At 49.3% G+C, this 13,214-nt stretch carries 9 protein-coding genes; 8 read left to right on the top strand and 1 reads right to left on the bottom strand.

Annotated elements, in window-relative coordinates; all coding sequences use genetic code 11:
• Nucleotides 1-245: 245 nt before the first annotated feature.
• The 8 genes from adhE (at nucleotide 246) to MKY86_RS20280 (ending at nucleotide 12,511) form a co-directional block, all read left to right on the top strand.
• Nucleotides 246-2,867 (top strand): bifunctional acetaldehyde-CoA/alcohol dehydrogenase, encoded by a 2,622-nt coding sequence (adhE, locus tag MKY86_RS20315; protein ID WP_036731873.1) that lies wholly within the window; start codon nucleotides 246-248, stop codon nucleotides 2,865-2,867.
• Between the two features lie 261 nt (nucleotides 2,868-3,128).
• Nucleotides 3,129-5,390 carry a formate C-acetyltransferase gene (gene pflB / locus MKY86_RS20310; RefSeq protein ID WP_076079923.1) on the top strand — a complete coding sequence of 754 codons (2,262 nt, stop codon included), beginning with the start codon at nucleotides 3,129-3,131 and terminating at the stop codon, nucleotides 5,388-5,390.
• A 122-nt stretch (nucleotides 5,391-5,512) separates the two neighbouring features.
• Nucleotides 5,513-6,250, top strand: coding sequence for a pyruvate formate-lyase-activating protein (gene pflA / locus MKY86_RS20305; RefSeq protein WP_036731876.1), 738 nt, complete (start codon nucleotides 5,513-5,515; stop codon nucleotides 6,248-6,250).
• A gap of 199 nt (nucleotides 6,251-6,449) precedes the next feature.
• Nucleotides 6,450-7,853, top strand: a complete 1,404-nt coding sequence (locus MKY86_RS20300; protein ID WP_076079922.1) for an ABC transporter substrate-binding protein — start codon at nucleotides 6,450-6,452, stop codon at nucleotides 7,851-7,853.
• Nucleotides 7,854-8,146: 293 nt separating this feature from the next.
• Nucleotides 8,147-9,031, top strand: a complete 885-nt coding sequence (locus tag MKY86_RS20295; protein WP_076079921.1) for a carbohydrate ABC transporter permease — start codon at nucleotides 8,147-8,149, stop codon at nucleotides 9,029-9,031.
• Nucleotides 9,031-9,861, top strand: coding sequence for a carbohydrate ABC transporter permease (locus MKY86_RS20290; RefSeq protein WP_076079920.1), 831 nt, complete (start codon nucleotides 9,031-9,033; stop codon nucleotides 9,859-9,861). Before MKY86_RS20295 ends, MKY86_RS20290 begins: the two co-directional genes overlap by 1 nt.
• 27 nt (nucleotides 9,862-9,888) lie before the next feature.
• Nucleotides 9,889-11,742, top strand: coding sequence for a cache domain-containing sensor histidine kinase (locus MKY86_RS20285; RefSeq protein WP_076079919.1), 1,854 nt, complete (start codon nucleotides 9,889-9,891; stop codon nucleotides 11,740-11,742).
• On the top strand, nucleotides 11,720-12,511 hold the full coding sequence (locus MKY86_RS20280; RefSeq protein WP_076079918.1) for a response regulator transcription factor: 792 nt from the start codon (nucleotides 11,720-11,722) through the stop codon (nucleotides 12,509-12,511). Before MKY86_RS20285 ends, MKY86_RS20280 begins: the two co-directional genes overlap by 23 nt.
• Nucleotides 12,512-12,612: 101 nt before the next feature.
• Here the strand turns inward: MKY86_RS20280 and MKY86_RS20275 are convergent, their stop codons facing one another.
• Nucleotides 12,613-13,206, bottom strand: coding sequence for a nitroreductase family protein (locus MKY86_RS20275; RefSeq protein ID WP_076079917.1), 594 nt, complete (start codon nucleotides 13,204-13,206; stop codon nucleotides 12,613-12,615).
• Between the last annotated feature and the right edge of the window lie 8 nt (nucleotides 13,207-13,214).

Genomic DNA, 13,214 nt, shown 5'->3' with positions numbered 1-13,214 from the left:
CGAGGCATGATGGGCCATCAACGCTGCAGACTATCGTATTTCGTTCGCAGAATAGACAAATATCAATTAAATATTACATATAATATGGAAGAAACGCTAGTATATGATCGAATGAAAGCGCTTTGAAAACAACTCAAAAAAAACTTTAAACTTTGTGAAAGATTTCACTATACAAGGTGAAAAGGATGTGCTAAGATAAATGTATAGAAAGAAACAACCTAAAAATTGACAGGAGGACGAGGGAGATGGCAGTTAAAAACGAAGTCGCCGCCCAAGTGAAACAAACCACCGCTGAAGAGTATATTCAGGTTTTGGTGGATAAAGCAAAGAAAGCCCACGAAGCGTTCATGGGCCTGGATCAAGAGCAGACAAACACAATCGTTCATGCAATGGCGCTGGCCGGACTCGACAAGCATATGTACCTGGCAAAACTGGCTGTTGAAGAAACAGGACGCGGAGTATACGAAGACAAAATTACAAAGAACATCTTCTCCACTGAATATATCTGGCACGGTATTAAGTACGACAAGACTGTAGGCGTTATTGAGGATAACGCTTATGACAGCTTCCAGAAGATTGCTGAACCAGTCGGAATCATTATGGGTATCACACCGGTAACCAATCCAACATCCACCACGATGTTTAAAGCTTTGATTTCCGCTAAGACACGTAACCCTATTATATTCGGTTTCCACCCGTCAGCGCAAGAGTGCAGTGCGGCAGCAGCCAAAATTCTGCATGATGCAGGCGTAGCAGCAGGCGCACCTGAGAACTTCATCCAATGGATTGAGCTTCCTACGATGGACAAAACAAACGCACTGATGAACAATCCGGACGTTGCACTGATTCTGGCAACCGGCGGATCGGCAATGGTCAAGGCAGCTTACAGCTGCGGCAAACCGGCACTCGGCGTAGGCCCTGGTAACGTGCCTGCCTTCATTGAGAAGAGTGCTGATATTGATCAGGCTGTAACAGACCTTATCCTGTCGAAGACTTTTGATAATGGTATGATCTGTGCTTCCGAACAGGCAGTTATCATTGAAGAAGCCATCTTCGATCAAGTGAAAAAGAAAATGATTGCAAACGGCTGTTACTTTGTGAACAAAGAAGAAGCAGCTAAGCTGACCAGCGGCGCAATGAACGTAGAGAAATGTGCAGTTAACCCGGCTATCGTTGGCCAATCCGCTGTGAAGATCGCTGAAATGTGCGGCATTCAGGTTCCTGCCGGAACGAAGATCCTGGTAGCTGAGCTTGAAGGTGTAGGTACTAAATATCCATTGTCCGCTGAGAAGCTGAGCCCGGTTCTGGCTTGCTACAAAGTGAAGAATGCTGACCAGGGTATCGAGCGCGCAGCTCAAATCGTTGAATTTGGCGGCATGGGCCATAGCTCGGCTATCCATTCCAACAACGAAGAAGTAATCATGAAGTTCTCCAACCGTCTGCAGACCGGACGTATTCTCGTCAACTCGCCATCGACTCACGGCGCAATCGGCGACATTTATAACACTAATATCCCTTCATTGACACTGGGCTGCGGATCTTACGGACGCAACTCGGTATCGCAGAACGTCACTGCAATCAATCTGATCAACGTGAAAAGGGTGAATCGTCGTACCGTGAATATGCAATGGTTTAAAGTACCTGACAAGATTTACTTCGAAAAGGGAGCCACTCAGTACCTGGCCAAAATGCCTGATATCACACGCGTTGCTATCATCACTGACCCAGTAATGGTTAAACTGGGGTATGTTGAAAGAGTTGAGCACTATCTGCGTCAGCGCCAGACTCCTGTAGCGATCGAAGTGTTCTCGGAAGTTGAACCGGATCCATCGACTACTACTGTAGAAAAAGGTACAGCTATGATGAACAGATTCCAGCCGGACTGCATCATCGCACTCGGCGGTGGTTCCCCAATGGATGCTGCCAAGGGCATGTGGCTGTTCTACGAACATCCGGATGCAGACTTCAACGGCCTGAAACAGAAGTTCATGGATATCCGCAAACGGGTATACAAATTCCCTAAGCTCGGCAACAAAGCGAAATTCGTTGCCATTCCAACCACTTCGGGTACCGGTTCTGAAGTAACATCGTTCGCAGTTATCACAGACAAGACAACAGGCAATAATACCAAGTATCCGCTCGCTGACTATGAGCTGACTCCAGACGTAGCAATTATTGACCCTGAGTTTGTCTACAGCTTGCCTAAGACTGCAGTTGCCGATACAGGCATGGACGTATTGACACATGCTATCGAAGCTTATGTATCTGTAATGGCCAGTGACTATACCGATGGTCTGGCAATCAAAGCCATCCAACTGGTGTTCCAGTGGCTGGAGAAATCCGCACTGCAAGGCGACAAGCTGGCCCGTGAGAAAATGCACAATGCTTCGACGCTTGCCGGTATGGCCTTTGCCAACGCATTCCTGGGGATTAACCACAGCTTGGCACACAAATGGGGCGGACAGTATCACACCGCACACGGCCGTACCAATGCGATCCTGATGCCGCATGTTATCCGTTACAATGCCAAGAAACCTACGAAGTTCGCTTCGTTCCCTAAATATTCGCACTTTGTAGCTGACGAACGGTACGCAGAAATCGCCCGTATTCTGGGATTGCCTGCACGCACTACCGAAGAAGGCGTAACCAGCCTGATCAATGCAATCCGCGACATGAACAAAAAACTCGGTATCGAAGAATCCTTCTCGGCTCTTGGTTTCGATCCTAAGGACTTTGAATCCCGTGTAGACTATCTGGCTGACCGTGCATTTGAAGACCAATGTACTACTGCCAATCCTAAAATGCCGCTGGTCTCCGAGCTTGCTGATGTATACCGCAACGCATTCTACGGCAAATTCGATAACTAATTAACGGTTGCCTGGCAAAGAATAAGGTTAAAGGTTAATATGGGACTGGATGGAAGTGACAAATATCACCGAAAGAGTGATATTTGTCACAGTCCTTTTTCAGAAAATAAACTAAAATGTTTATATAGACAACGATCCCCGTTATGAAGATGTGATTGTGAATTTTATAACAACTATTAGCCTCGGGATCACGAGACACGGGATTAACCTTCAAGCCCGCGATCTCTACAAATATAATAAATATAAATGGAGGGATTTAGCATGTCGGTGATTGAAAAAGAAGTATTAGAAGCAAAATCAGGTTGGAGAAATTTCACAAAAGGTGTCTGGGCCAAGAAAGTTGACGTTAACAACTTTATTGCCAAGAACATCAAGCCTTATGAAGGAACTGAAGATTTCCTGGTTGGACCTACCAGCAATACAACTGAACTGTGGAAGATTATCTCCCAGCTGAGCAAGGAAGAAAGAGAAAGAGGCGGCGTATGGGACGTTTCCCTCGATACTGTCTCCACCATCACTTCCCACGCTCCTGGCTACATTGACAAGGATAAGGAACAGATTGTCGGCGTTCAGACTGACGCGCCTTTCAGACGTTCCATTCAGCCGTTCGGCGGTATCAAGATGATGATCGATGCTACTAAGGCTTACGGCTTCGAGCTTCCGCAGAATATCGTTGACATGTTCACGAACATCCGCAAAACGCATAACCAAGGCGTATTTGATGCATATACACCAGATATGAGAGCTGTGCGTAAATCCGGCGTAATCACAGGCCTTCCTGATGCTTATGGCCGCGGACGTATCATCGGCGACTATCGCCGTATTGCTCTGTATGGTATTGATTTCCTGATTAAAGACAAGAAGCAGCAACTGGCTGAGCTTGAAGTTGACTCCATGACAGAAGATGTTATCCGTCTGCGTGAAGAGCTGTCCGAGCAAATGCGTGCTCTTGGCGAACTGAAACAAATGGCTGCAGCTCATGGTATGGACATCTCCAAACCGGCTACGAACTTCAAAGAAGCTACACAATGGGTATACTTCGGTTATCTGGCAGCTGTTAAAGAACAGAATGGTGCGGCAATGTCCCTTGGACGCGTATCTTCCTTCCTTGATATCTATGTTCAACGCGACGTTGAAGAAGGTACTCTGACTGAAGAGCAAGCTCAAGAAATCGTTGACCATTTCGTAATGAAGCTGCGTATCGTGAAATTCCTGCGTACGCCTGACTATAACGACCTGTTCTCCGGCGACCCAACTTGGGTTACAGAATCCATCGGTGGTATGGCTGAAGACGGCACAACCCGCGTAACCAAGAACAGCTTCCGCTTCCTGCATACCCTGTACAATCTGGGACCTGCTCCAGAACCAAACCTGACTGTACTGTGGTCTGAGAAGCTTCCTGAAGGCTTCAAAAAATATTGTGCCAAAGTATCTATTGAGACCAGCGCTATCCAATATGAGAACGATGATGTAATGCGTCCATACTGGGGTGAAGATTATGCGATTGCCTGCTGCGTATCCCCAATGCGTATCGGTAAGCAAATGCAGTTCTTCGGTGCCCGTGCCAACCTGGCTAAGGCTCTGCTGTATGCGATCAATGGCGGTAAAGATGAGAAATCCGGTGCTCAGGTAGGTCCTGAATATCCTGCGATCACTTCTGAATACCTGGATTATGATGAAGTAATGAAACGCTTCAAACCAATGATGGAATGGCTGGCTAAGACTTATGTCAATACGCTGAACATCATTCACTATATGCATGACAAATATTCCTACGAACGTATCGAAATGGCGCTGCATGACCGCGACATTCTGCGTACTATGGCTTGCGGTATTGCCGGACTGTCCGTTGCTGCTGACTCCCTGAGCGCAATCAAATACGCTAAGGTTAAGCCAATCCGCAACGAAGAAGGTATTGCTATCGACTTTGAAACTGAGGGTGAATTCCCTTGCTACGGTAACAACGACGACGCTGTTGACGGCATTGCTGTTGAACTGGTTGAAACCTTCATGTCGATGATCCGCAAAAACAAAACGTATCGTGATGCTGTGCCGACTCAATCGGTACTGACTATCACTTCAAACGTTGTATATGGTAAAAAGACTGGTACTACTCCTGACGGACGTAAAAAAGGCGAACCATTCGCTCCTGGTGCTAACCCAATGCACGGACGCGACAAGAAGGGCGCCCTGGCATCCCTGAACTCTGTTGCCAAACTTCCTTACTCCGATGCACAGGATGGTATCTCGAATACCTTCTCCATCGTTCCTAAGGCGCTGGGTAAAGACGAAGATTCCCGTAAGTCCAACCTGGTCTTCATGATGGACGGATACTTCCACAATAACGCTCAGCACTTGAACGTTAACGTATTTAACCGTGAGCAGCTGCTTGACGCTATGGATCACCCAGAGAACTATCCACAGTTGACCATTCGCGTATCCGGCTATGCTGTTAACTTCATCAAGCTGACCCGTGAACAACAGATGGATGTTATCAACCGTACATTCCACGATTCCATGTAAGAAGCATTCTTGTTCTACAAGAACTGAAATCAATCAAAGAGCTGCCGCCCTTGCAAGAGGGCGGTACACTCTTGTCTGAAAGTGGTTAAAATTTTAAGTTTTTTTCGAAAGGATGACATCTCATGCTTAAAGGACATATCCACTCTTTGGAGACATTTGGAACGGTGGATGGCCCGGGTATCCGCTTCGTGCTTTTTATGCAGGGCTGCCTGCTCAAGTGTCAATACTGCCACAACCCGGATACATGGGAACTCAATGAAGGCAAGGAAATGACCGTCGAGGAAGTACTGGCGGAAATTGAGCCTTACCTGAATTATTATAAAACGTCCGGCGGCGGCCTGACCGTATCCGGCGGTGAACCAACCCTCCAGGCGCATTTCGTGAAGCAACTGTTCACCGAGGTGAAGAAACGCTGGAATCTGCATACCACGCTTGATACCAATGGCTATAATGATGGATCGAAAATCAGCGACCTGCTGGATGTTACTGACCTGGTGCTCTTGGATCTGAAGCATATTGATGATGAAGCGCATATCAAGCTGACCGGTAAGTCCAACGACCGTACCTTGAAGCTGGCCCGCTGGTTATCCGATAATAACCGTAAAATGTGGATTCGCCATGTCTATGTTCCAGGCATTCACAACAAGGAAGAGGATCTACAGAATCTTGGACGGTTCATTGGCACACTTAATGGAGTAGAGAAGTTCGAAATCCTGCCTTATCACGTAATGGGCATCTACAAATGGAAGGAGCTTGGCCGTCCCTATGAGCTTGAAGGGGTAGAGTCACCTTCCGATGAAGAAGTGCAGCGTGCGTACCGGCTGATTGAAGAAGGCCGTATGCAGACCGCATTGGTCTAATTGCATATATTAATTATCGAAAGCGAAGCTTCTATTCTGAGGAGTTTCGCTTTTTTCTATGTCAGGAAACCTGACTGAATCCGCTTCCATTAGAGGATTTTATCCCTATTGAAGATGAATCTTAACCTTACGGTAACAAATCTGGTTTTCTATAATAAGAGTTGTAAGGGAAACCATTAAATAGGGAGGGTCACCCGTAATGAGAAAAAGTCTAACACTGCTGTTGTCCCTGATGTTCGTTAGCTCGGCGCTGCTGGCTGGCTGTGGAGGCAACAAGAATAATGCGTCTCCGACGACAGAGCCTGCTGCGACGGAAGAGGCTGCTGCTACCAATGCTCCCGCAACGGAAGAACCGGCTAATGCTGAGCCTTTTGAAATGACGATCCGTCATACCCAGGTTGGAGCGGACAAACAGAAACGACTGGCTATTCTGGAGGATGTGGTGGGCAAGGTGCAGGCGGATGTGCCTGGACTGACCTTCAAGCTTGATGGCGTAGATTCGGATGTGAACCGTAAGGAAAAGCTGCGCGGTGAAATGGCGGCTGGTAACCCTCCGGAGATCTTCGACCTGTTCGGCAGCCCGGACTCCAAGATCTATGCCAAAGAAGGCAAGCTGCTGGACCTGACCCCGATCCTTGATGAATTAGGCATCAAAGACAAGTTCTCCAATCTGGACCCGTTCACCTATGAAGGCAAAATCTACGGCCTGCCGATCGGCGGCTCTGGAGAAGGCTTCTTCTATAATAAAGAATACTATACCGGTAAGGGCTGGAAGGCTCCAACGACCTTCGCCGAACTGGAGAAGCAGCTGGCCGATATTAAAGCGGATGGTAAAGTGCCGATGGCCGGTGCCTCCAAAGCAGGCTGGGTACCGCTGATGCTGGCCAACCATCTCTGGTCGCGCTATGCCGGACCGGATGTGACCGCGAAGTTCGCTACCGGTGAAGCGAAGTGGAATGATCCGAATGTTATCAAAGGCTTGGCGAAATATAAGGAATGGGTGGATAAAGGCTACTTCAAGAAGGGAGAGCTGGGCTTCGAATATGCTGAATATACGACCCAGTTCACCAGCGGTGAAGCCATCCTGATGTATGACGGGACCTGGAAGTCTTCCGTGTTCAAAGCCGGCCAATCCGGCGAAGGTCTAATCGGCAAGGTCGGCTTCTTCAATATTCCGGCGGTTGAAGGCGGAGTGGGGGATCAGACGGCGCTGATGCGCGATGTGAACAATGGTTATGGCTTCTCGGCTTCGGCGGGTGAAGATGAGCGGCAGCTTGCAGCAGTGAAATCCTTCATTAAGAATATGTTTAATGAAGAGATGCAGCTGCGCGGTCTGGTAGAGGACGGAGTCCTGCCTGCCATGAAGATCGATCAGGCTGTGCTGAACAAGAACATTACGGATGATCTGATGAGTGAGATTGTCGCGGTATTGAACAGCTCCCAGTCCTCCTTCCCGGCCTTTGACTCGTTGGTTCAGGCGGATGTCACCACTGAAATCAGTAATATCCAGATTCAGAGCCTGATCGGCGGGCAGACGACTCCTGAGAAGATGGGCGAAGCACTCCAGAAGATTCAGGAAGAGGCCAACGCGGCAGTGGAATAAGAAGAAGCGGTAAACTGTATAAAAAGGCACTAAAGAAATTAACAAAAGGCAAAAAGAAACGGAGGGGAAATTTGGAGCTGGAGGAGCGGTAGCGTCCGCCTTTGTCACCGGATTTCTACCGCGAACAGCGGTAAAAATAAAGAAATCTGGGGACAACAGCGGCCGGAAGTCCAAATGTTCACCGCAGTGACGACCATGCTTCGAGTTCAAATCTTAAGTGTGTCGTATATTCATGTGCCCTGGTGCTTGCTCCAGGGTGCATTTTTCAAAAGAAAAGCAATATGGAGGTAGCTATGAATAAGGCACTGAGAAATCCTCTGGTGTTCATTCTGTTCGTTATTCCGGCACTGGTGCTGTTCATTATGTTCTTCATCTATCCGATCTTTAGTTCGATCTACTATAGCTTCACCAGCTGGAACGGTGTATCCGAGACGGTCAAATACGCCGGAGTGGATAACTTCAAGAAAGCGCTGGGAGATGAACGCTTCTGGATTTCTGTGAAAAATAACGGGTGGTTCATTCTCTTCTCCGTAGGCATACAGGTGCCGCTGATTGTGTTCTTCTCCTTACTGATTGCGAATGTGAAGAAGCTAAAGGGACTGTACAAGACGGCGGTATTCATGCCATCCATTATGTCTACAGCGGTTATCGGCATTCTCTGGGGCTTCATCTACGAGCCGAACATTGGATTGTTCAATAAAGTACTGGGTCTGGTCGGCATTGAGCCGGTCTACTGGCTGTCGGACGAACGGTTCGCCATGCTGTCGATTCTGATTACAAATGCCTGGCAGTGGACCGGATTCTACATTGTGATGGTGCTAGCGGCGATTCTCTCCATTCCCGGTGAGCTGGATGAAGCAGCGGCCATCGATGGCGCTACAGGGTTCCAGCGGGCTACACGCATCACTCTGCCGCTGATCGTACCGATCATCTCGGTGGTGATTATGCTCTCGATTGCCGGAGCGATGAAGGCTGCAGATATCGTCATTGTTATGACCAAAGGAGGTCCGGCGGGCTCAACCGAGGTGATGGCCACCTATATGATTAAGTATGCGATTACCAATTTCAAATACGGGTACGGCAATACGATCGCTGTTCTGATCTTCTTGTTCACACTCGTGGTAACCGCCCTCTACCAGCTGGTGTTTGCCCGCCGTACGGAAAGGATTGAATACTGATGTCGCGCCCGCTGAAAAAAAGTCTGCCGCACATCGCCCTGCTGGGGTATCTGGTGATTGTGCTGTTTCCGTTCCTCTTCGTCCTTTTCTCTTCGGTGAAGAAGGATAATAATGCGATTGCCCTCAACCCCTTCGGCATTCCGAAGAGCTTCGAATGGTCAAACTACGTGGAAGCCTGGGTGAATGCCAAGATCAGTACTTATTTTTTCAACAGCTTATATATTTCGGTTCTGGCCTCTGTAGTGTCTATTCTGCTGGCGTCTATGTTTGCCTTCGCGGTCACGCGGATGCGTCAGGGGAAGTGGAACGGCATCCTCTTTTCGCTGGTCCTGATCGGGATGCTGATTCCGAATAATGCGCTGATGCTGCCCATCTACACGATTGTCCGCAAGCTGCATATTCTCAATACCCACTGGGCGCTGATTATTCCTTACATTGCTAATGCGATCCCGTTCACGATCATTATTCTGGCGGCCTTCATGCGTTCGCTGCCCAGTGAAATTGAAGAAGCGGCGGTCATGGATGGCTTGAAGGCCCCGGGTATATTTGCTAGAATTATTGTACCTTTGACAGTTCCGGCGATGGTTACGGTATTCATTGTTAATTTCCTGGGAAATTGGAATGAGTTCCTGCTGGCCAACTATTTTCTCTCCAATGACGAGCTGCGTACGCTCCCGGTGGGGATGGTCCAGTTCCGCGATCAGTATCAGATGAATTACGCACAGATGTCGGCGGGGATTGTCTACAGTGTGGTTCCGGTCATCGTGATTTATGCGGTTCTGCAAGAGAAGATTATTGAAGGCGTCACCGCAGGCAGTGTAAAAGGATAATATCAATCATGTCAGGAGCAACAGCCGATGAATCTGCGCTACAAATTGTTTACGGCATTCTTAGGCCTGATTATCATTCCGCTGTTCATTCTTGGCATGATTATGTTCTTCGTGACTTATAATTCCATTGAGAAGAAATACAGCCAGCAGTCCGAATATTCGCTCAAAGCGATCAGTTACAGCATTTCTAATGTGTTCAAGGATATGGACAATGTGACTGACAACGGAATTGCCACCTCGGTCTTTCATATGGCACTCAGTGCGGATGATCCCTCCAAGCAGGATTTAACCGATGCCGAGCAGCTCAGCCTGAATGCCAGCCAGCGCAATTTCCGCAGTCTGCTCTATAATCATCCGTCAATCAGCTATGCTTTCCTGTATAATTTCAACGGAAAAGGGAGCTCGGAGATCGTGTCGGTCTTCAACAAGGAGAACTTCCGCACCCTGCCCTATGATAAGTTCAAAGGCAGCGAGCTGTACCAGGAGGTCATGAAGCTGAACGGGGTTCCGAAATGGCTGGCCCCGCATGAGTACCCTGAGCTGACCGGGACGGAGGCTGTATTTACGCAAATCCGGCTGATTAAGGAGCTTAGCTTCTTTCAGAATATCGGCATTCTGGTGGTGCAGATCAAGAACTGGGAGTTCGAGTCGATTTTTCGCAATCTTAAGATTGGCGGCACCGACCAGAAGGTGTCTTTCATGCTGGTTAACGATGACGGGATGATTCTGCTGGACCCGGACAGGCAGCTGGACGGGCAGGATTTCCGCGGCTTCACCACGAAGGAGATTACGTTTAAGCCCGGCTTTCAGAGCTTCAAGACACAGTTCGGCGGCGAGAAAAGCATTCTGTCGGTCTACCATCTCAAGGAGTATCCCTGGAGTCTGGTCTCCATCACTTCTTGGGATACTTTGTCTCATGAGGTGACGGTGTTCGCCCGCTGGTTCGTCGTAGTGATGTTCCTGTGCCTTCTGGGCGCTGTCATCTTCAATCTGTTCTTCATGAACCGGATTACAGGCGGGATTGCTGTGATCGTGCGCTTCATGCGCCGGGTGGAGGACGGAGACCTTACTACCCGTGTCGAGGAGAAGGGTAATGATGAGATGACGCTGCTGGCCAGAGGCTTCAATGATCTTATGGACAAAATCAACATGCTGTTCAATCGGGTTCATGTGGAGCAGCAGCGCAAGAATCAGGCGGAAATGCGTGTGCTGCAGGCGCAGATCAAGCCGCATTTTCTGTTCAATACGCTGGAATCGATCAATGTGCTGGCGGTGCAGAATGAAGGCCGCAAGGTCAGTGAGATGGTCTACCGGCTGGCGAGTATTCTGCGGATCAGCATTCAGGACAGGGATGAGATTACGCTGGAGGAAGAGGTTAAGCATCTGCGCAATTATCTGGATATCCAGAAGTTCCGGTTCGAGGACCTGTTCGATTATGAGCTTGAAATTCCGCCAGAGCTGCTGGGCTGCGGAATTCTGAAGCTTACGCTCCAGCCGCTGGTGGAGAACAGCATTCAGCATGGTTTTGAGGGGATCGGGTATAAGGGTCTGGTGAGTGTCAAGGTGTGGGAGACCCAAGGCAATCTGGTGCTGCGGATACAGGATAACGGAATCGGGATGACCCCGTCCCAGCTATCGATGTTTCAATATATGGTGAATGATCCGGCAGAGCAGCAGCCGGCAGGCAAGCCCGGGCAGGGCATTCATCTGGAGCGGCGGGGGCTGGGTGTGCGCAGTGTCGCAGACCGGATACGGATCGAATACGGTAACAGATATGGGATTTTCATATGTGCAAGTCCTGGGGAAGGAACGATCATCCAGTGCGTCATTCCGAAATACGGGCAGGGGGAAGGCCATTATGCTAAAAGTATTATTGGTTGACGATGAAGCGCCTATTCTGAGCAATCTCAATACTGTGCTGCCCTGGCAGGACATGGGGATGGAGGTTGCGGGGATGGCCCGCAGCGGGATGGAGGCATTGCGCCTTGCTGAGGAGCAGCCGCCGGATCTGGTGCTATGTGACATCCGTATGCCGGTAATGGACGGACTGACGTTCATCGGCAAGCTGCGCGAGATGGGGCTGGAGAGCGAAGTGCTGCTGCTCAGCGGCTACCAGGAATTCGATTATGCGCGTGAAGCGATCCGGCTGGGGGTGAAGGAGTATATCTGCAAGCCGATTCATTACGGGGAGCTTGGCGACAAGGTGCGTGAGATCGGCTCCCGGATTCGCAGCAGGCAGTATAAGGATAAGCTGTACAACAGCATCCCGTTGTTTCAGGAAGTGCCTGCGGCTGATGAGCCAGCCAAAAAAACACCGGAGCAGCTGATGAATCAAGCCGCACAGTTCATTACAGAGCGGCTCCATGCGGATCTCGGCATTGATGAGGTGGCGAATACGATTGGCATCAGCAGCAGTTATTTCTGCCTGCTGTTCAAGAACCGCTTCGGGGTAACCTTCGTGGAATATGTCACGCAGCAGCGGATTGATGCTGCCAAATTCATGCTCGCCAGCAGCGATAAGAGCATCACGGCCATCAGCTTGGGCGTCGGCTATCAGGAACGCCGTTATTTCACCAAGGTGTTCCAGAAGCAGACGGGAATGACACCCAAGGAATACCGCAGCAGGTTCGGGACGGCTGAAGCACAGTAAGTCTGCTTTTCCAGTAATTAGGGCTGTCCCAGAAAGCCGTGAAATGGCCTTGCGGGACAGCCCTCTGTTTTTTTAAAGCAGGAACCGACCACGATCTCTTGTCAACACTTATCCGAATGATTGCCTTCTATAACTGTCAGCAAGTCTACAGCAGCAGTACGCGGTTTTGGAGCAGGCTTGTCTTCGGGATCGAAATATCCCATATGCAAGGTGCCAACGATTTTCTCGTTAGGAGTTACACCTGCTGCTGACCGAAATGAGGAATCTTCATTAAAAGCAGTGGTCTTCCATACCACGCCGATTCCTTGTTCCCAGGCCAGCAGCTGAATGTTCTGAATCAAAGCGGCAGTTGCTGCCAGGGCCTCCTCCCAGGCTTTTGGAGGAAGGGCGCTATGCATGATCACGATGAGGTGGACCGGAATCCGCCTGCAATACGTATCATGTATCTGTGCACCGAATTGTTGAACGAATGCTTCCGGGCGTGTCTTCAGAATAGCGTCGGCAAATATTGTCCGGCCCTCCCCTGTGAACAGGATGAATCGCCAAGGCTCTTTTTTGGAATGAAAAGGTGCCCATACCGCATTGTCCAGCAAGTTGAGCAGTGTGCTCCGGGCAATGGGCATTCCATTAAATTCCTGTATGGTTCTTCTGTCGCGTATCGTTCGTATGAGCAGGCTGTCAGGAGTGGGAGTCATGGCTCGTC

Origin of the sequence: Paenibacillus sp. FSL R7-0333 (assembly GCF_038000365.1) — a bacterium.
In the GTDB taxonomy this organism is placed as follows: Bacteria; Bacillota; Bacilli; order Paenibacillales; family Paenibacillaceae; genus Paenibacillus_AQ; species Paenibacillus_AQ silagei.
This window is presented reverse-complemented; position numbering and strand designations above follow the sequence as displayed.